The sequence below is a fragment of the Mesorhizobium sp. dw_380 genome, from assembly GCF_018588885.1.
GTDB lineage: Bacteria > Pseudomonadota > Alphaproteobacteria > Rhizobiales > Rhizobiaceae > Mesorhizobium.
In genome coordinates this window covers 103822-122048 of the sequence record NZ_JAFFIW010000009.1, presented here as the reverse complement: position 1 = coordinate 122048, position 18227 = coordinate 103822, and the positions used below count along the sequence as shown (strand labels likewise).

The following is an 18227-nucleotide window of genomic DNA, read 5'->3' as shown; positions in this document are numbered from 1 at the left end:
ACTGCTGTTTGCGGCATTTCAGCGTCCCCTGCCATATTCGGCCGCGAAAATGAAGCATTCGCAAATGATGGCGGCCATAGCCCACATTCGTGACCGATCGCCGTTTGCGCGGCCAAAAACGCTTTGATATACGCTCCGCATCCCCCCGGCCGAACGCCACGCGGGCAAGGCCGTCCCATATCCCAGAAACGAGGCATTCTTTCCATGGCGAAGATCAAGGTGGCGAACCCGGTCGTCGAACTCGACGGCGACGAGATGACCCGCATCATCTGGCAGTTCATCAAGGACAAGCTGATCCACCCTTATCTCGACCTGAAGCTCGAATATTACGACCTCGGCATCGAGCATCGTGACGCGACGAACGACCAGGTGACCATCGATTCGGCCAACGCCATCAAGAAATACGGCGTCGGCGTGAAATGCGCGACCATCACCCCCGACGAGCAGCGCGTCGAGGAATTCAAGCTGAAGAAGATGTGGAAGTCGCCGAACGGCACGATCCGCAACATCCTCGGCGGCACCATCTTCCGCGAACCGATCATCATGAAGAACGTGCCGCGGCTGGTGCCCGGCTGGACCAAGCCGATCATCGTCGGCCGTCATGCTTTCGGCGACCAGTACCGCGCCACCGATTTCCGCTTCCCCGGCAAGGGCAAGCTGACCATCAAGTTCGTCGGCGAGGACGGCCAGGTCATCGAGCACGACGTGTTCGACGCACCCGGCTCCGGTGTCGCGATGGCCATGTACAATCTCGACGAATCGATCCGCGAATTCGCCCGCGCCTCGCTGAATTACGGCCTGCTGCGCAACTATCCGGTCTACCTGTCGACCAAGAACACCATCCTCAAGGCCTATGACGGCCGCTTCAAGGATATTTTCCAGGAAGTCTACGAGGCTGAATTCGAGGCCGAGTTCAAGTCGAAGAAGCTGTGGTACGAGCATCGCCTGATCGACGACATGGTGGCCTCCAGCCTGAAATGGTCGGGCGGCTATGTCTGGGCCTGCAAGAACTATGATGGCGACGTCCAGTCCGACACGGTGGCGCAAGGGTTCGGCTCGCTCGGCCTGATGACCTCGGTGCTGATGACGCCGGATGGCAAGACGGTGGAAGCCGAAGCCGCGCACGGCACCGTCACCCGCCACTATCGCCAGCACCAGAAAGGCGAGGAAACCTCGACCAATTCGATCGCCTCGATCTTCGCCTGGACACGTGGGCTCGCTCACCGCGCCAAGCTCGACGACAATGCCGAACTGAAGCGCTTCGCCGAGACGCTGGAGAAGGTCTGCATCCAGACCGTCGAGTCCGGCTTCATGACAAAGGACCTGTCGCTGCTGATCGGCCCCGACCAGCCCTGGCTCTCGACCACCGGCTTCCTCGACAAGATCGACGAGAATTTGCAGAAGGCGATGGCGTAAGTCCCCGGTTCCAGATGCCGAAGGCTCCGAAAGGAGCCTTCGTTTTTTTGCGTGCACGACCGAGCGGAAGCAAAGGCCGATCGATGACCAAGCCAATCCTCTACGGCGCGGACTACAGCGTTTACGTGCGCATCGCGCGGATGGCGCTAGAGGAGAAAGGCATCGACTATGAGCTGGTGCCGCTCGACATCTTTGCCGCCGAGGGCATCCCGGCTGGGTATCTTGAACACCACCCGTTCGGCCGCATCCCGGCCTTCGAACATGAGGGCTTCCGCCTCTTCGAGACGAGCGCGATCGCGCGCTATGCCGACGAAGCCTTCGAGGGGCCGGCGCTGCAGCCGAAGCTTCCGCGCAGCCGTGCGCGGATGAACCAGGTTATCGGCATGCTCGATGCTTATGGTTACAGATCGATGGTCTGGGACGTCGCCGTCGAGCGGCTGGAGAAAGAGACGCCCGACGAGAGCTTGATCGCGGACGGCCTGCGGCAGGCAGAGAGGGTGCTCAAGGTGCTCACGTCACTGAAGGCGCAAGGATCATGGTTGCTCGGCGACCAGCTGACATTGGCCGACCTGCATGCAGCACCCATCATCGGCTATTTCGTCAAGGTCGCCGAAGGGCGGGGTTTGCTCGCCGGGTTTGCGGATATACAGGCCTGGTATGCGCGTATCGCGGCCCGCCCGAGCTTTGCGCGAACCGAAAAGGCCGGGTGAGTTTCGCCGTCTCCGCATGAGACTGCCCCACGGATGACAGCTATCGGCGCCGGCGCCGCCCATTGCCCTGCCGGGCATTTCTCCCCGTAAACGGGGAGAAAGAAGCTGGTCCCAACGCCGGCGCTTCCTCTGCAACGCTTGCGATTGGCGAAAGCCGCGGTGACAGCCATCTTCTCCCCGTTCAACGGGGAGAAGATGGCGGCAGCCAGATGAGGGGCGGCGCTACCCTCGGGGAAGCTGGAGACCGGCTCAACCTAAGCCGGTTACCAGGCTCAGGCTGCCTCGAGCGCCGCCTTTACCGCTGCAATTGCGTCATTGGCCTTCGAAGCGTCGGGGCCGCCGGCCTGGGCCATGTCTGGCCGACCGCCGCCGCCCTGCCCGCCCAATGCGGCGGAGGCGACGCGCACCAGATCGACGGCGCTGAAGCGGCTGGTCAGGTCGTCCGTCACGCCCACGACGACACTTGCCTTGTTATCCTCGCTGGCGCCGACGAAGACGACGATGCCTGAGCCGAGCGACTTCTTGCCGGCATCAGCCAATGGCTTCAGGTCCTTCGGCGAGACACCGGAAACCGCCTTGCCGAGAAAACCGACACCGGCAATGGTTTCGTTTTCGGCGGGCGCACCGGCGGGCGACCGATCGCCCAGCGCCAGTTTCTTGCGCGCTTCGGTCAGGTCTTTTTCGAGCTTCTTGCGCTCTTCGAGCAGCGCCTCGACACGCGCCGGCACATCGGCCGGTGAAATCTTCAGCGTCGCCGCTGCTGCCTTCAGGCGCCTGTCCTGCTCGTCGAGATGTTTGCGGGCAGCCTCGCCGGTCAGTGCCTCGATGCGGCGCACGCCGGCGGCGACCGCGCTGTCCGACACGACACGCACCAAGCCGATATCGCCGGTCGCCCCGACATGGGTGCCGCCGCAGAGTTCGACCGAATAGGGCCGGTTGGCCTTGGCGCCGTGCACACCGGTGCCCATCGAGACGACGCGCACCTCGTCGCCATATTTCTCGCCGAACAGCGCCATGGCGCCCTCGGCGATGGCGTCGTCGACGGACATCAGGCGCGTGGTCACCGGGCCGTTCTGGACGACGATTTCGTTCGCCATGCGCTCGACCTCTTCGAGGTCCTCCGATGAAATCGGCTTGTTGTGCGAGATGTCGAAGCGCAGGCGCTCGGGCGCGACCAGCGAGCCCTTCTGCGCGACATGGGTGCCCAGCACCTCGCGCAGCGCCTCATGGATCAGATGCGTAGCGGAGTGGTTCGCCCGCAGTCGAGTGCGGCGCGCATGGTCGACCTTGAGCTCGACGGCAGCGCCAGTCTTGACGGTGCCGCTTGCCACCTTGCCCAGATGCACGAACAGCCCGTCGGCCTTCTTCTGGGTGTCGGATATCTCGATTGAGAAGCCTTCGCCTGAAATGACGCCGGTGTCGCCCATCTGGCCGCCGGATTCGCCATAGAACGGCGTCTGGTTGACGACCACGGCGACCGCGTCGCCCTTGCCGGCGCTGTCGACGGTCTTGCCGTCCCTGACCAGCGCCTGGATGAGGCCTTCTGCCTGCTCGGTCTCGTAACCGAGGAACTCGGTGGCGCCGGTCTGTTCACGCACCGAGAACCAAACCGCCTCGGTGGCAGCCTCGCCGGACCCCGTCCAATGTTTACGCGCCTCGGCCTTCTGCTGCTCCATCGCGTTGGTGAAGCCGGCCAGATCGACCGAGATGTTGCGCTGGCGCAGCGCGTCCTGCGTCAGGTCGAGCGGGAAGCCGTAGGTGTCGTAGAGCTTGAAGGCCGTCTCGCCATCCAGCATGTCGCCGGCGGTGAGCGTTTCCGTCGCCTCCGAGAGCAGGCCAAGGCCGCGCACCAGCGTCTTGCGGAACCGCGTCTCCTCGAGCTTCAGCGTTTCCGATATCAGCTGTTCGCCGCGCAGCAGCTCGGGATAGGCTTGGCCCATCTCACGCACCAGCGCCGGCACCAGCTTCCACATCAGCGGCTCGCTCGCACCGAGCAACTGAGCGTGGCGCATGGCGCGGCGCATGATGCGGCGCAGCACATAGCCGCGGCCTTCGTTCGACGGCAGCACGCCGTCGGCAACCAGGAAGGAAGACGAGCGCAGGTGATCGGCGATGACGCGGTAGGACGCCACGGTTTCCGCATCGGGAGCCCGCCCAAGCGCGGAGGACGCCGCATCGATCAGGTGACGGAACAGATCGGTTTCGAAGACGCTTTCCACCCCTTGCATGATGGAGGCCATGCGCTCCAGGCCCATGCCGGTGTCGATTGACGGGCGCGGCAGGTCGATGCGCTCCTCCTTCGTCACCTGTTCATACTGCATGAAGACCAGGTTCCAGAATTCGAGGAACCGGTCGCCGTCTTCCTCAGGGCTGCCGGGCGGACCGCCCCAGATGTGCTCGCCGCGGTCGATGAAGATTTCCGAGCACGGCCCGCAAGGACCGGTGTCGCCCATCGCCCAGAAATTGTCCGAGGTCGGGATGCGAATGATGCGGTCATCGGAAAAACCGGCGATCTTCTTCCAGAACCCCGCCGCCTCGTCATCGGTGTGATAGACAGTAACCAGCAGCTTGTCCTTCTTCAGCCCGAATTCCTTGGTGATCAGGTTCCAGGCAAGCTCGATGGCGCGCTCCTTGAAATAGTCGCCGAAGGAGAAATTGCCGAGCATCTCGAAGAAGGTCAGGTGGCGTGCGGTGTAGCCGACATTGTCGAGGTCGTTGTGCTTGCCGCCGGCGCGAACGCTTTTCTGGGCGGTGGTGGCGCGCGAATAGGACCGCTTCTCCAATCCGGTGAAGACGTTCTTGAACTGGACCATGCCGGCATTGGTGAACATCAATGTCGGATCGTTGCGCGGCACGAGCGGGCTCGAGGCGACGACCTCGTGGCCCTCCTTGCGGAAATAGTCGAGAAATGTCGACCGGATCTCGTTCACGCCACTCATGACTGCTGCCTTTTCGCGAAAACCGCCGGCGCGGCCGGCGGAAACTGTTCTCTGCTTTCCAAAGCGCGTCGATGCGGATCCACGCGACACGCTTTAGGTCTTTGCTTTATGCATATCGTCTTCTCAAGACCGAGGTCATTTTGGGCGACAAGCATAGGAAGATAGACTTGGCCTTTTAGCGGGCACGCCCCACCCTGTCCAGAAACACGGAATGGGCAATGTAGGAGCCTTGCCGGTCTCCCAAAACGAAAAACCGCCGGCGCGAAGGCCGGCGGTTTAGAACGCGGTACTACAGAACTCGGTTACTTAAGCATCAGATGATAGGCTGCATTTATGGCCGAACTCTGGCCGTTGCCCTACATCGCGCCGGCTTCGTCCTCAAAACCGTCGTCGCCGCTGCCTTCAGAGCCACCATTTTCGAGGAATTTCTCGGCGATCAGCCCGGCATTCTGCCTCAGCGCCAGTTCAATCTCGCGGGCGGTATCGGGATTGTCGCGCAGGAACAGCTTTGCATTCTCGCGGCCCTGGCCAAGACGCTGCGAATTATAGGAGAACCAGGCGCCCGACTTCTCGACCACGCCGGCCTTGACGCCGAGATCGACCAGTTCGCCGGTTTTTGATACGCCCTCGCCATACATGATGTCGAACTCGACCACCTTGAAGGGCGGCGCCAGCTTGTTCTTGACCACCTTGACGCGGGTCTGGTTGCCGACGACCTCGTCGCGGTCCTTGACCGAGCCGATGCGGCGGATGTCGAGGCGCACCGACGCATAGAATTTCAGCGCGTTGCCGCCGGTCGTGGTCTCGGGCGAACCGAACATGACGCCGATCTTCATGCGGATCTGGTTGATGAAGATGACCATGGTGTTGGAGCGCGAGATCGAGGCGGTCAGCTTGCGCAGCGCCTGGCTCATCAGGCGAGCCTGCAGGCCCGGCAGCGAATCGCCCATCTCGCCCTCGATTTCGGCGCGCGGCGTCAGCGCCGCCACCGAATCGACCACCAGCACGTCGATGGCGCCGGAACGCACCAGCGTGTCGCAGATTTCCAGCGCCTGCTCACCCGTGTCGGGCTGCGAGATCAAAAGGTTTTCAAGATCGACGCCAAGCTTGCGGGCGTAGACCGGATCGAGCGCGTGCTCGGCATCGACGAAAGCGCAGATGCCGCCCTTCTTCTGGGCTTCGGCCACCGTGTGCAGGGCCAGCGTCGTCTTGCCCGAGCTTTCCGGCCCGTAGATTTCGATGATGCGACCGCGCGGCAGGCCACCGACGCCAAGCGCGATGTCGAGGCCAAGCGAGCCGGTCGGCACCGTCTCGATCTCGACGACCTGCTCGTTCGCGCCGAGCCGCATGATCGAGCCCTTGCCGAAAGCCCGCTCGATTTGCGACAGCGCCGCATCCAGAGCCTTTGATTTGTCCACTGCCTTGTCCTCTACAAGCCGCAAAGAATTCTGAGCCATGATACATCACCCCTTGGTCGTCAATGAAGGCCGGACAATCCGTAATCCTTGCTATTTTGTACCTTTTTTGTTCTCGTTTGGCAAGGGTCTTCAAATAACTGAAAAACAAGTGTTATCCGGATTTGTTCTTTTTTCGTACCAAGAGATTAAGCACGGATGTATCTCGCATTAGGCCAGACGGCTCCATTGTTTCGGTTCGCCGAATCGCTGCCTCGCATGCGAAACTCCCGTCACGCAGCTTAGCGCTTGTGCGGCTGGAATAACAAAGGGCATATCGCCGGCATGGTGAAATCCGCGAAGATACTGGCCGTGGGCGGTGCCCATATCGACCGCCGCGGCCAGGTGGCTGGCCCGTATGTGCCGGCTGCGTCCAATCCCGGCACGATGCGCGAGGATGTGGGCGGCGGCGTGTTCAACGCGCTGCGCAGCACGGTGCGGCGCGGCGTATCGGGCTCCCTGATGTCGATGCGCGGTGGCGATGCCGCGGCGGACGCAATTTCGAGAGCCATTGCGCAAGCAGGCATTGCCGATCTGTCGGCGGTGTTCCTTGACCGCACGACGCCGAGCTATACCGCGTTGCTCGACCGTGAGGGAGAACTGATCGTCGGCTTTGCCGACATGGCGCTCTACGAGCTGGCGTTTCCCAAGCAGATCCGCCGCTCCAAGGTGCGCGAGGCGATCGCCGACGCCGACGCCATTCTGTGCGACGCCAATCTGCCGTCGGCGGCACTGGAGCGGCTGGTTTCGCTCGCCGCCGGCAAGCCCATCTTCGCCATTGCCATCTCGCCGGCCAAGATCGTGCGCCTGAAACCGGTTCTCGGGCACTTGGCCGTCGTGTTCATGAACCAGCGCGAGGCCCTTGCGTTGGCCGGGCTGGACGGCGCGGCTTCCCGGCAAGACATCATCGAGGGGCTGAAACGTGCCGGCCTCGGCAGCGCGGTCGTTACCGCGGGTGGCGGTCCCGTGCTGGGTTTCGACCAGGGCGGCATCTTCGCCGTCGTGCCGCCCACTCCCAAAAGAGTGGCTGACGTCACCGGCGCCGGCGATGCGCTGGCGGGCGCGACGGTCGCGGCCTTGCTGCACGGCTTGCCCTTGCGAAGCGCATTGCGCGAAGGCGTTGCCGCGGCGACGCTGGCCATCGAAAGTGCCAACGCCATTCCCGATTTCACCGCGGCGACCTTCGCGGAAGCGCTGGCCCTTGTGCCGGATGCACAGGAAGTGGCATGAGACCGGCAAATTCGTAGTCCGGAGTGCCGCCAAGCGTCGAGGCAGATGCGGGCCCGCTCCCAAGTTGGAGATCCAGATGAACCCGGAAACCGCCCGCCCCTTCATCGATATCCACGCGCCGGTTGCGCAAGCCCTGGCCGCCGGGCGGCCGGTGGTGGCGCTGGAAAGCACCATCATCACCCATGGCATGCCCTACCCCGACAATGGCGCCATGGCGGCGGACGTCGAAAAGATCATCAGCGACGGCGGCGCCGTGCCGGCGACGATCGCCGTGGTTGGCGGCCGCATCAAGATCGGCCTTTCCGACGGCGAGCGCGAATCGCTCGCCATGACGGGTGACGCCATGAAGCTGTCGCGTGCCGATCTCGGCTTCGCAGTCGCGCAAGGGCGCACGGGCGGCACCACGGTCGCCGCCACGATGATCGCAGCGCACATGGTCGGCATCAAAGTGTTCGCCACCGGCGGCATTGGCGGCGTGCACAAGGGTGCGGAAAAGAGTTTTGACATCTCGGCCGACCTCGACGAGCTGGCGCGCACACCGGTCATCGTCGTGTCGGCCGGCGCCAAGGCCATTCTCGACATCGAAAAAACGCTGGAAGTTCTGGAGACGCGCGGCGTGCCAGTCGTCGGTCATGGCTGCGAGACGATGCCGGCCTTCTGGTCGCGGCAGTCGCCGTTCCGCGCGCCGCTGACCCTGCAAAAGCCCGAAGAGATCGCGCATTTCTACCGGACTCGGGCTGCGCTGGGGCTCGGTGGCGGCATGCTGATCGCCAACCCGGTGCCCGAGAACCACGAAATCCCGGCCGACGAGATGGCCGGTTATATCGAGGCGGCGCAAAAGGCCGCCGAGGCGCTCAACGTGACCGGCAAGGCAGTGACGCCGTTCCTGTTGTCGAAAATCCTCGAACTGACTGGTGGCAGGAGCCTCAAGACCAACATCGCGCTGGTTGAGAACAATGCGAGGCTGGCGGCGGAGATAGCGAAGGCACTTTAGGCCAACGTTGGCGGGACAGCGCCCCCCTCTGTCCTGCCGGACATCTCCCCCTCAAGGGGGGAGATCGGACGTCATCGCGGCCTTCCAATCTTTCGACGTTGGGGAGTGAGCGGAGCACCGAAGCTGCTAATCTCCCCCCTTGAGGGGGAGATGGCCGGCAGGCCAGAGGGGGGTGCTGTCCCTCCAGCGTTCCGAATTTTGCGCGTCACTTCCCCGCCCTTCGCCCTGCCTCATAAGCGCGGCGGGCCCACACCGTCATCTCGTCCGGGTCGTCAAAAGCACTGTCGGGAATACTCCAATAAGGCATGGCGACGAGCTTGCCGTGCCTTGAGCCGGTATAGGTCCACTGCCGGCAGCCAGCGGCTTCGAAGTCGGGCGCGCTTTGTTCATCCGCCTTCAGCAGCAATTCGCCGCGCAGCACGATGGCAACGATAACGCCGTCGAAATAGACGCCCTTGCCGCCGAACAGTTTTCGGATGCTGACCGGGCCGAGGCCCTCGAACAGTTCGGCGATGCGTTCATTGTCCATGTCGCGATCATGTCATCGCTCCCCGGACTTGTCATCGCCGCAACCAAAATGCTGCTGACAGGTTGAAAGAGGATCGATCGGAGTTCTCCGCCATGCCTGTCCTGCTCAAAGGCTCCTGCCGCTGCAATGCCGTGCGTTTCGAGGTGGAAAGCCACACGCCCGTGCCGTTCATGCTCTGCTACTGCTCGATCTGCCGTAAGCAGCAAGGCGGCGGCGGTTTCGCCATCAATCTGGGCGCCGACTACGAGACGCTGAACGTCAGGGGCAAGAGGAGCCTTGGCGTCTACCGGGCCGAGATCGAGGACGACGAGCATCCGCATTGCGAGGTCTCGACCGGCGAGCGCAATTTCTGCCGTAAATGCGGGTCGGCGCTCTGGCTCTACGACCCGACATGGCCGGAGCTGGTGCATCCCTTCGCCTCTGCGATCGACAGCGACCTGCCCAAACCACCTGAAAAGGTGCATCTGATGCTGAAATACAAGGCGAACTGGGTCGAGCCTGATATCGGCAAAGGCGACAAGACGTTCGACGTCTATCCCGAGGAATCGATCGCCGATTGGCATAAGCGGACGGGCATGTGGGTGGAGTGAGGTCCTTCTCCCCGTTTACAGGGAGAAGATGCCGGCAGGCAGATGAGGGGCGGAGCTAAGTCTGGAGAGGCTGGCGCTGCCCCTCATCCGTCACTTCGTGACACCTTCTCCCCGTGAACGGGGCGAAGGAGGATCAGGCGGAGGCGCGCGCCTCGGCCAGTGCCTTGAGGTCAGCGGGCTTCAGTTCGACGGATTCGCCGCAACCGCAGGCCGAGCTCTGGTTCGGGTTGTGGAAGGTGAAGCCGGTGCGCAGCGTCGTCTGCTCGAAATCCATCTCGGTGCCAAACAGGAAAAGCGCTGCCTCGGGTGCCACATAGACATGGGCGCCGTCACGCTCGATATGGTCGTCCTTGGTGTTGGGCTCGGTCACCAGGTCGACCGTGTATTCCATGCCGGCGCAGCCGCCTTTCTTGATGCCCAGGCGGATGCCATGCGCGTTCTCACGCGTGGCGACGATCTCGCGCACCCGGTCGGCGGCCTTTTCAGTCATCGTGATGACGGCAAAGCGTCCCATTCCTTTTCCTTCTCCATTCCTTGCAGGTTCAAGGCCCGCCGAATGATTCCTCACCTAAAATGGTGAAGTTTTACCGCTGGCGCAAGTGCGCCTTCCGGCTTGCACCTAGTACCAGCCCACCGCCACCTGCGCCTCTTCCGACATGCGGTCGGGCGACCAGGGCGGGTCGAAGGTCATGTTGACCTCGACGCCGGAGACGCCTTCCACGGCGCCAACGGCGTTCTCCACCCAGCCCGGCATTTCGCCGGCCACCGGGCAGCCGGGTGCTGTCAGCGTCATGTCGATCTTGACCGAGCGGTCGTCCTCGATGTCGATCTTGTAGACGAGGCCGAGTTCGTAGATGTCGGCCGGAATTTCCGGATCGTAGACCGTCTTCAGCGCCGAAACGATGTCGTCGGTCAGCCGCGCCAGTTCGTCGGCGGGAATGGCGGAGGCCGAAACCACGGCGTTGGCGGCGGGTTCCGGAGGAGTCTCGGCAGCGATGCTCGCATCAACCATGGTCGTCATCCAAAAAACTTGCGCGCTTTTTCAAGCGCTTCGGCCAGAGCGTCGACTTCGGCCCTGGTATTATACATGCCGAACGATGCCCTGCATGTGGAGGTTACGCCAAAGCGTTTCAACAGCGGCTGGGCGCAATGGGTGCCGGCGCGCACCGCCACGCCCTGCCTGTCTATCACCATCGACACGTCATGGGCATGAATGCCCTGCAGTTCGAAGGAGATGATGGCCCCCTTGCCAGGCGCATCGCCAAAGATGCGCAGCGAATTGATGGCGCGCAGCCGCTCATGGGCATAATTCTTGAGGTCTTCCTCATGCGCGGCAATACGCTCGCGCCCGACAGCTTGCATGTAGTTCAATGCAGCGCCCAGCCCAATCGCCTGGACGATCGGCGGCGTGCCGGCTTCGAAACGATGCGGCGGCTCGTTGTAGGTGACGATGTCTTGCGTCACCTCCTCGATCATCTCGCCGCCGCCCATGAAGGGCCGCATGCCAGCGAGAATATCCTTCTTGCCGTAGAGCACGCCGATGCCCGAGGGCCCGTAGACCTTGTGGCCGGTGAAGACGAAGAAGTCGCAGTCGAGGTCCTGAACATCGATCGGCATGTGCACGGCGCTCTGGCTGCCGTCGACCAGCACCGGAATGCCACGCGCATGCGCAATGCGCACGATCTCCTTGATCGGCGTCACCGTACCCAGCGCGTTCGACATATGGGTGATGGCGACCAGTTTGGTGCGATCGGTCAGCCGCTTTTCGAATTCCTCGATGTGGAAGACGCCGAGATCGTCGACCGGCACCCAGACGAGTTTCGCGCCTTGCCGCTCGCGGATGAAATGCCAGGGAACGATGTTGGAGTGGTGCTCCATGATCGACAGCACGATCTCGTCGCCCTCGCGGATATTGGGCATGCCATAGCCATAGGCGACGGTGTTGATCGCCGAGGTCGTGTTGGAGGTGAAGACAATGTTGTCGGTGCTCGGCGCGTTGAGGAAGCGGCGCACCGTTTCTCTCGCCTTCTCATAAGCGTCGGTCGCGGCATTGGACAGGAAATGCAGGCCGCGATGGACGTTGGCGTATTCCTGGGAATAGGCATGCTGGATCGTATCCAGCACCACCTGCGGCTTTTGTGCCGAGGCGCCGTTGTCGAGATAGACCAGCGGCTTGCCGTAGACTTCCCGCGACAGGATCGGGAAATCGCGGCGGATCGCCTCGACGTCGTAAGGGATGTTTTCGACTTTCTGGTCCATTTCAAAGTCCTTGCCGTCCTAGGCCGCGTTCCTCGCAACACCCGTCATCCGACCGAGCTTCGCTCGGCCACCTTCTCCCACAAGGGGAGAAGGAAGAGCGCCCGACCTTCTCCCCTTGTGGGAGAAGGTGGATCGGCGCGTAGCGCCGAGACGGATGAGGGGTGCTGGCTTCGGCCTGGCCTCATCCGTGCGTCAAAAACCAGCCGTCGAGCCGCGCTTCAAGCGCGTCGACGATCGCTTCGTCATCCAGTTCCTCGATCACCTCGGCGACGAACGCCTTGACCAGAAGGCCCCGAGCGCTCTTTTCGTCGACGCCGCGCGCCATCAGGTAGAACAGATGGTCGTGGTCGATTTCGGTGACCGTCGCGCCGTGACCGCAGACGACGTCGTCGGCGAAAATTTCGAGCTCCGGCTTGGTGGAAAACTCGCCATCGTCCGACAAGAGCAGCGTGTTGCAGGCCATCTTGGCATTGGTCTTCTGCGCGTATTGATGGACGTTGATGCGGCCCTGGAAGACGCCGCGCGCCTTGCCCGTCACCACGTTGCGGACGATCTCGGTCGAGGTCGTATGCGACACGGTGTGGTCGAGCACCATGGTGACGTCGGTATGGGTGTCGCCGGCGAGCAGATTGATGCCGCGCAGTTTGAAATCGGCGCCCTCGCCCGTCGTCTTGACCACGATCTCCTGGCGCACCAGCTTGCCGCCGGCATTCATGACGAACAGCGTCAGTTTCGCGTTCTTGCCGATATGGGCCTTGAACTGCGCCAGATGCGTTGCCGTTTCCGGCTGCTCCTGGACGATCAGCCACGTCACCTCGGCGCCCTCGCCGAGCACGAGTTGGCTGACTGAACTTACCAGAGCGACGCCGTCACCGGCCTGGCGTTCGACGATAACGGCCTTGGCGTTGGCGCCAACGCGTACCGGCAGGCGCACATGGGTCTGGCCGCCAGCCTGCAAATTCTGCAGCTCGATCGGCTTTTCGAGTTCCGTGCCATCGGCGATGTCGACAAAATACCCATCAGCCACGAAAGCCGTGTTCAGAGCGCCGATCGCATCGTCGCTGCCATAACGATCGAGGCCGGGTGCGATGCTGCCGTCGACCAGCATTTCCGACAGGCGCTGGACGGTAATGCCTTCCACAGAAAGAACCTTCGCGTCTGACTTGCCGTTCAAGATCGGCAAGACGGTCGATCCTTCGACGATCGGCGCAAGGGCCTTGGCCATCGCGGCCGGATCGAAGTCCGGCACCGCATTCAGCAGCCGGCGCAGGTCCGTATAGTGCCAAGATTCGATGCGCCGCGTTGGCAGGCCGTGCTTGATCGATTCGATTGCGTCGTCGCGCTTCAGCATAACGGCGCCGTCGCCCGGCAGCAGCGACAGCCGGTCGCCGAACGCGTCGATCAGCGCCGTTTCGGCGGGAGTCCGCTGGGGCTGTGTGTGCATATTCATCAGTTTGACCTTGCCTTCTGGCATCTCACGCGGCTTGCCCGATCACGCCGGCATAGCCGTTGGCTTCAAGGTCGAGCGCCAGCGACTTGTCGCCGGACTTGATGACCTGGCCCTTGTAAAGCACGTGGACGCTGTCGGGAACGATGTGTTCGAGCAGACGCTGGTAATGGGTGATCACGACGATGGCGCGGTCCGGCGAACGCAACGCGTTGACGCCGTCCGAGACGATCTTCAGCGCGTCGATGTCGAGGCCGGAATCAGTCTCGTCGAGCACGCAGAGTTTCGGCTCCAACAGCTTCATCTGCAGGATCTCGGCGCGTTTCTTCTCGCCGCCGGAGAAGCCTACATTGAGCGGCCGCTTCAGCATCGCCATGTCCATGCTGAGCGAGGCGGCGGCTTCCTTCACCCGCCTCAAAAATTCCGGAATTTTCAGTGGCTCCTCGCCGCGCGCCTTGCGCTGCTCGTTCATCGCCACCTTCAGGAATTCCATGGTCGCCACCCCCGGTATTTCCATCGGGTACTGGAAGGCGAGGAATATGCCTGACGTGGCGCGCTCGGCCGGATCCATTTCGAGGATCGACTGGCCGTTGTAGAGGATGTCGCCCTCGGTCACCTCGTAATCCTCGCGGCCGGCGAGGATGTAGGACAGCGTCGATTTGCCCGAGCCGTTCGGTCCCATGATCGCGGCGACCTCGCCGGCTTTCACTGTCAGGTTCAGGCCGCGGATGATTTCGGTGCCGTCATCGACGATGCGGGCATGCAGGTTCTTGATCTCAAGCATTCTTTTGTCCCTAAAATATCTGTCCGGTCAGCCGACCGAGCCCTCGAGCGAGATGCCGATCAGCTTCTGTGCTTCGACCGCGAATTCCATCGGCAGCTGCTGGATGACATCCTTGACGAAGCCGTTGACGATCAGCGCGATCGCCTCTTCCTCGGGGATGCCGCGCTGCATGACGTAGAATTTCTGGTCCTCGGAAATCTTGGACGTCGTCGCCTCGTGCTCGAACTGCGCCGTCGAGTTCTTGGCTTCCATGTAGGGCACGGTGTGCGCGCCGCACTGGTCGCCGATCAGCAGCGAGTCACAGTTGGTGAAGTTGCGGGCGTTGGTCGCCTTGCGATGGGCCGAAACCTGGCCGCGATAGGTGTTCTGCGAGAAACCGGCGGCGATGCCCTTGGAAATGATGCGGCTCGACGTGTTCTTGCCGAGATGGATCATCTTAGTGCCAGAGTCGACCTGCTGATAGCCGTTCGACACGGCGATCGAATAGAACTCGCCGGAGGAATCGTCGCCGCGCAGGATGCAGCTCGGATATTTCCAGGTGATCGCCGAACCGGTCTCGACCTGTGTCCACGAAATCTTCGAACGATGGCCACGGCAATCGCCGCGCTTGGTGACGAAATTGTAGATGCCGCCCTTGCCCTCGGCGTCGCCGGGATACCAGTTCTGCACCGTCGAATATTTGATCTCGGCATCGTCGAGCGCCACCAGCTCGACGACCGCGGCATGCAGTTGGTTCTCGTCGCGCTGCGGCGCCGTGCAGCCTTCGAGATAGGAGACGTAAGCCCCCTCCTCGGCGATGATCAGCGTGCGCTCGAACTGGCCGGTGTTCTTCTCGTTCATGCGGAAATAGGTCGACAGCTCCATCGGGCAGCGGACGCCCTTGGGCACGAAGACGAACGATCCGTCGGTGAAGACAGCCGAATTCAGCGTGGCGTAGAAATTGTCTGATGTCGGCACGACCGAGCCAAGATATTTCTTCACCAGTTCCGGATGCTCGCGGATGGCTTCCGAGATCGAGCAGAAAATGACGCCGGCCTGCGCCAGCTCCTTCTTGAAGGTCGTCACGACGGAGACGGAATCGAACACCGCATCGACGGCGACGCGGCCCGACTTGTAGACATTGTCGCTGGCTTCCTCGAGCTCCGAAGCATCGGTCTTCTGCACGCCGGCCAGGATTTCCTGTTCCTTGAGCGGAATGCCGAGCTTCTCGTAGACCTTTAAGAGTTCCGGATCGACATCGCTGAGCGACGACGGGCCGGGAGTGCTCTTGGGCGCCGCATAGTAGTAGATGTCCTGGAAATCGATCTTGGGATAGTTGACGCGCGCCCATGTCGGCTCTTCCAGCGTCAGCCAGCGCCGATAGGCTTCCAGGCGCCATTCCAGCATCCAGGACGGTTCGTCCTTCTTGGCCGAAATGAAACGGATGATGTCTTCGCTCAGCCCCTTGGGAGCCTTGTCGACAGCGATCTCGGTCTGGAATCCATATTTGTATTGGTCGACGTCGATCTTTCGGACCCGATCGATCGTGTCCTGCACAGCAGGCATATGCGTTCTCCATCCTCGCCGGGGTCAAGGCCCGACAGTTTTCAAACTATGGCACCGCCGAAATGAACGCCCAAGAAGCGTTCGCGGCCGCGTAAGTCCCATATAGTGCGCTTCGACCGGAAATTCACCCGGCCAGCATGAAACGCACGGCTCTACCAGGCCAAACGGCCCGAATTCATTTTTCTGGCATCGGGTTCTCCCGATGCCAGCCACTCACGCGGCTTCTTCCCTACCCACCTTTTCCCTGGCGGCTTGCCGCGCGGCGATCCCGGCCAGCGCGGTGCGGAACAGCTCGATGTCCTCGGCGCCGGTCACCGAGCCGATCGACACGCGCAAGGCGCCAAGCCTGTCACCATGGCCCATTGCTTTCAGCACGTGGCTCGGCCCGACCTTGCCCGACGAACAGGCCGAGCCGGCCGACAGCGCCACGCCGGCTAGATCGAAGGCGATCTGCGCGGTTTCAGCCTTGATGCCGGGAATAGCGAAGAATGTCGTGTTGGCAAGCCTTGGCGCGCCGGTTCCAAAGATTTCCGCCTCGGGCACCAGCAGTTTTACGATAGCCTCGATCTCGTCCCGGCGCTTGCCCACCGCATCGAAAGTCTGCAATCCGGCCAGGGCCTCGCGCGCGGCCGCACCAAAACCTGCGATGGCGGCGAGGTTTTCGGTGCCACCGCGATGGCCCTTTTCCTGCCCGCCGCCGTTGATCAGAGGCCTGGGCATCATCAGATCCGAAGCGGCGACGATGGCGCCAACGCCCTTGGGGCCGCCGATCTTGTGCGACGAGAGAATCAAATAGTCGGCATAACCCGCTGACATATCGATCGAAACTCGGCCCGCGGCCTGAACCGCGTCGACGACGAGAACGCCACCCGCCGCCTTGACGATCTCCGCGATGCGGTCGATCGGCTGGATGACGCCGGTCTCGTTGTTGGCGGCATGGATCGCTACCAGCGGCAGGCCATCGGCCATGTCGTGACCGCTCAATGCCGCGGCCAGGGCTTCGAGATCGGCAACGCCGTTGGCATCTACACCGATGCGCGTCACCTGCGCCGCCGGGAAGCGTCCGCCATTCAACAGGCAGGGATGATCGGCCTCCGACACGTAAAGCCGGCTCATGCGCACGCTGCCGCGACCCATCTGCCAGTCCGATGTCAGCAGCGTCGAGGCGGCTTCGGTGGCGCCGGAGGTGAACACGACGTGTTCGGGCCTGGCATTCCCCAGCGCTGCCACCTCACGCCTTGCAGTCTCGATCAGGCGCCGCGCGACGCGCCCTTCGGCATGGACCGATGACGGATTGGCGGTCACGTCGAGCGCCGCGACCATAGCCTCGCGTGCCGCTGGGAGCAGCGGCGCACTGGCATTGTAGTCGAGATAGGCGCGTTTTGTGGCCATTTTCGTCCAGTTGTTCCCGTCAGAAGCCATTCGGTTGTCGTATGGCGTTATTTCCTTGAAATTCCAAGGCGAGCCGTCCTATTTACGCGGCTTGCGGCGCGGGTGGCCGGGCTCGACGTCAGGCCACTCAGTTTTGAACAGTTCTAAACTAGCTTCTAGGAAGACGCTCGCCCTGCGTCAAGGCCAGAGGAAGACACGTTCCGGGCGCCGCGCATTTGTATTACCAAGTGGAGTATTTCATGCCTGAGGTCATTTTCACCGGTCCGGCCGGCCGCCTGGAGGGACGCTACCAGCCCTCCAAGGAAAAAAGCGCGCCTATTGCCATCGTCTTGCATCCGCACCCGCAGTTCGGCGGCACGATGAACAACAAGATCGTCTATGACCTCTTCTACATGTTCCAGAAGCGCGATTTCACCACGCTGCGCTTCAATTTCCGCGGCATCGGCCGCAGCCAGGGCGAATTCGACCACGGCACCGGCGAATTGTCGGACGCGGCCGCCGCACTCGACTGGGTGCAGTCGCTGCATCCGGATTCCAAGAGCTGCTGGGTCGCCGGCTATTCCTTCGGCGCGTGGATCGGCATGCAGCTCCTGATGCGCCGGCCCGAGATCGAAGGTTTCATCTCGATCGCGCCGCAGCCCAACACCTATGATTTCTCGTTCCTGGCGCCCTGCCCATCGTCGGGCCTGATCATCCATGGCGATGCCGACAAGGTTGCGCCGCCGAAGGATGTGCAAGGCCTGGTCGACAAGCTGCACACGCAGAAGGGCATCACCATCACGCAGAAGACCTTGCCCGGCGCCAACCACTTCTTCTCCAACGACGCCGACCTGCTGATCGAGGAATGCGCCGACTATCTCGACCGCCGTCTGGCCGGGGAATTGTCCGATCCGCGGCCGAAGCGGCTGAGATAAGCAGGGAAGGCGCAGCGCGGATAT

16 protein-coding genes are annotated in these 18227 nt (G+C 62.5%); 6 read left to right on the top strand and 10 right to left on the bottom strand.

The genetic code is table 11. From position 1 onward, the window contains the following. Window positions 1-204 precede the first annotated feature (204 nt). Window positions 205-1416: an NADP-dependent isocitrate dehydrogenase gene (locus JT360_RS11865; RefSeq protein ID WP_064991552.1), complete on the top strand. Its 1212-nt coding sequence runs from the start codon at window positions 205-207 to the stop codon at window positions 1414-1416. A gap of 83 nt (window positions 1417-1499) precedes the next feature. Further along, window positions 1500-2126, top strand: a complete 627-nt coding sequence (locus tag JT360_RS11860) for a glutathione S-transferase family protein (RefSeq protein ID WP_214471804.1) — start codon at window positions 1500-1502, stop codon at window positions 2124-2126. A 272-nt stretch (window positions 2127-2398) separates the two neighbouring features. On the opposite strand, the gene alaS is transcribed toward JT360_RS11860, so the two are convergent. After that, window positions 2399-5065, bottom strand: a complete 2667-nt coding sequence (gene alaS, locus JT360_RS11855) for an alanine--tRNA ligase (RefSeq protein ID WP_214471803.1) — start codon at window positions 5063-5065, stop codon at window positions 2399-2401. A gap of 356 nt (window positions 5066-5421) precedes the next feature. Next, window positions 5422-6522, bottom strand: coding sequence for a recombinase RecA (gene recA, locus JT360_RS11850; RefSeq protein WP_027042422.1), 1101 nt, complete (start codon window positions 6520-6522; stop codon window positions 5422-5424). Between the two features lie 282 nt (window positions 6523-6804). Here recA and JT360_RS11845 point away from each other — a divergent pair, with 282 nt between their 5' ends. Both JT360_RS11845 and JT360_RS11840 read left to right on the top strand, forming a co-directional pair. Next, window positions 6805-7749: a carbohydrate kinase family protein gene (locus JT360_RS11845; protein ID WP_214471802.1), complete on the top strand. Its 945-nt coding sequence runs from the start codon at window positions 6805-6807 to the stop codon at window positions 7747-7749. 76 nt (window positions 7750-7825) lie between these two features. Then, complete coding sequence (locus JT360_RS11840) at window positions 7826-8743, top strand: pseudouridine-5'-phosphate glycosidase (RefSeq protein ID WP_214471801.1); 918 nt, start codon at window positions 7826-7828, stop codon at window positions 8741-8743. A 205-nt stretch (window positions 8744-8948) separates the two neighbouring features. Here the strand turns inward: JT360_RS11840 and JT360_RS11835 are convergent, their stop codons facing one another. Then, window positions 8949-9272: a TfoX/Sxy family protein gene (locus JT360_RS11835; protein WP_214471800.1), complete on the bottom strand. Its 324-nt coding sequence runs from the start codon at window positions 9270-9272 to the stop codon at window positions 8949-8951. A gap of 92 nt (window positions 9273-9364) precedes the next feature. On the opposite strand from JT360_RS11835, the gene JT360_RS11830 reads away from it, so the two are divergent. Then, window positions 9365-9862 (top strand): GFA family protein, encoded by a 498-nt coding sequence (locus tag JT360_RS11830; protein ID WP_214471799.1) that lies wholly within the window; start codon window positions 9365-9367, stop codon window positions 9860-9862. 133 nt (window positions 9863-9995) lie between these two features. Here JT360_RS11830 and sufA read toward each other — a convergent pair whose 3' ends face one another. The 7 genes from sufA to JT360_RS11795 all read right to left on the bottom strand — a co-directional run bounded on the left by sufA (window position 9996) and on the right by JT360_RS11795 (window position 17289). Next, the gene (sufA, locus tag JT360_RS11825; RefSeq protein ID WP_013895897.1) at window positions 9996-10376 is read right to left on the bottom strand and encodes a Fe-S cluster assembly scaffold SufA; all 381 of its coding nucleotides are present in this window, start codon (window positions 10374-10376) and stop codon (window positions 9996-9998) included. A 105-nt stretch (window positions 10377-10481) separates the two neighbouring features. Next, window positions 10482-10874 carry an SUF system Fe-S cluster assembly protein gene (locus JT360_RS11820; protein WP_214471798.1) on the bottom strand — a complete coding sequence of 131 codons (393 nt, stop codon included), beginning with the start codon at window positions 10872-10874 and terminating at the stop codon, window positions 10482-10484. Window positions 10875-10879: 5 nt separating this feature from the next. Beyond that, window positions 10880-12121, bottom strand: coding sequence for a cysteine desulfurase (locus JT360_RS11815; protein ID WP_214471797.1), 1242 nt, complete (start codon window positions 12119-12121; stop codon window positions 10880-10882). A 181-nt stretch (window positions 12122-12302) separates the two neighbouring features. Then, the gene (gene sufD, locus JT360_RS11810; protein ID WP_214471796.1) at window positions 12303-13571 is read right to left on the bottom strand and encodes a Fe-S cluster assembly protein SufD; all 1269 of its coding nucleotides are present in this window, start codon (window positions 13569-13571) and stop codon (window positions 12303-12305) included. Between the two features lie 25 nt (window positions 13572-13596). Continuing rightward, window positions 13597-14352 (bottom strand): Fe-S cluster assembly ATPase SufC, encoded by a 756-nt coding sequence (gene sufC / locus JT360_RS11805; protein ID WP_214471795.1) that lies wholly within the window; start codon window positions 14350-14352, stop codon window positions 13597-13599. A 27-nt stretch (window positions 14353-14379) separates the two neighbouring features. Continuing rightward, window positions 14380-15897: a Fe-S cluster assembly protein SufB gene (gene sufB, locus JT360_RS11800; RefSeq protein WP_214471794.1), complete on the bottom strand. Its 1518-nt coding sequence runs from the start codon at window positions 15895-15897 to the stop codon at window positions 14380-14382. Window positions 15898-16110: 213 nt separating this feature from the next. Beyond that, window positions 16111-17289, bottom strand: a complete 1179-nt coding sequence (locus tag JT360_RS11795; protein ID WP_214471793.1) for a cysteine desulfurase family protein — start codon at window positions 17287-17289, stop codon at window positions 16111-16113. Window positions 17290-17528: 239 nt separating this feature from the next. On the opposite strand from JT360_RS11795, the gene JT360_RS11790 reads away from it, so the two are divergent. Next, window positions 17529-18203, top strand: coding sequence for an alpha/beta hydrolase (locus JT360_RS11790; protein WP_214471792.1), 675 nt, complete (start codon window positions 17529-17531; stop codon window positions 18201-18203). Window positions 18204-18227 lie beyond the last annotated feature (24 nt).

What these genes read in the sequence shown, in the direction of transcription:
- recA (WP_027042422.1), bottom strand. Translation starts at nt 6,522, where the DNA reads ATGGCTCAGAATTCTTTGCGGCTTGTAGAGGACAAGGCAGTGGACAAA.
- sufA (WP_013895897.1), bottom strand. Translation starts at nt 10,376, where the DNA reads ATGGGACGCTTTGCCGTCATCACGATGACTGAAAAGGCCGCCGACCGG.
- JT360_RS11840 (WP_214471801.1), top strand. Translation starts at nt 7,826, where the DNA reads ATGAACCCGGAAACCGCCCGCCCCTTCATCGATATCCACGCGCCGGTT.
- JT360_RS11815 (WP_214471797.1), bottom strand. Translation starts at nt 12,121, where the DNA reads ATGGACCAGAAAGTCGAAAACATCCCTTACGACGTCGAGGCGATCCGC.
- JT360_RS11865 (WP_064991552.1), top strand. Translation starts at nt 205, where the DNA reads ATGGCGAAGATCAAGGTGGCGAACCCGGTCGTCGAACTCGACGGCGAC.
- JT360_RS11845 (WP_214471802.1), top strand. Translation starts at nt 6,805, where the DNA reads ATGGTGAAATCCGCGAAGATACTGGCCGTGGGCGGTGCCCATATCGAC.
- sufB (WP_214471794.1), bottom strand. Translation starts at nt 15,897, where the DNA reads ATGCCTGCTGTGCAGGACACGATCGATCGGGTCCGAAAGATCGACGTC.
- JT360_RS11835 (WP_214471800.1), bottom strand. Translation starts at nt 9,272, where the DNA reads ATGGACAATGAACGCATCGCCGAACTGTTCGAGGGCCTCGGCCCGGTC.
- sufC (WP_214471795.1), bottom strand. Translation starts at nt 14,352, where the DNA reads ATGCTTGAGATCAAGAACCTGCATGCCCGCATCGTCGATGACGGCACC.
- alaS (WP_214471803.1), bottom strand. Translation starts at nt 5,065, where the DNA reads ATGAGTGGCGTGAACGAGATCCGGTCGACATTTCTCGACTATTTCCGC.
- JT360_RS11795 (WP_214471793.1), bottom strand. Translation starts at nt 17,289, where the DNA reads ATGGCCACAAAACGCGCCTATCTCGACTACAATGCCAGTGCGCCGCTG.
- JT360_RS11830 (WP_214471799.1), top strand. Translation starts at nt 9,365, where the DNA reads ATGCCTGTCCTGCTCAAAGGCTCCTGCCGCTGCAATGCCGTGCGTTTC.
- JT360_RS11790 (WP_214471792.1), top strand. Translation starts at nt 17,529, where the DNA reads ATGCCTGAGGTCATTTTCACCGGTCCGGCCGGCCGCCTGGAGGGACGC.
- JT360_RS11820 (WP_214471798.1), bottom strand. Translation starts at nt 10,874, where the DNA reads ATGGTTGATGCGAGCATCGCTGCCGAGACTCCTCCGGAACCCGCCGCC.
- sufD (WP_214471796.1), bottom strand. Translation starts at nt 13,571, where the DNA reads ATGAATATGCACACACAGCCCCAGCGGACTCCCGCCGAAACGGCGCTG.
- JT360_RS11860 (WP_214471804.1), top strand. Translation starts at nt 1,500, where the DNA reads ATGACCAAGCCAATCCTCTACGGCGCGGACTACAGCGTTTACGTGCGC.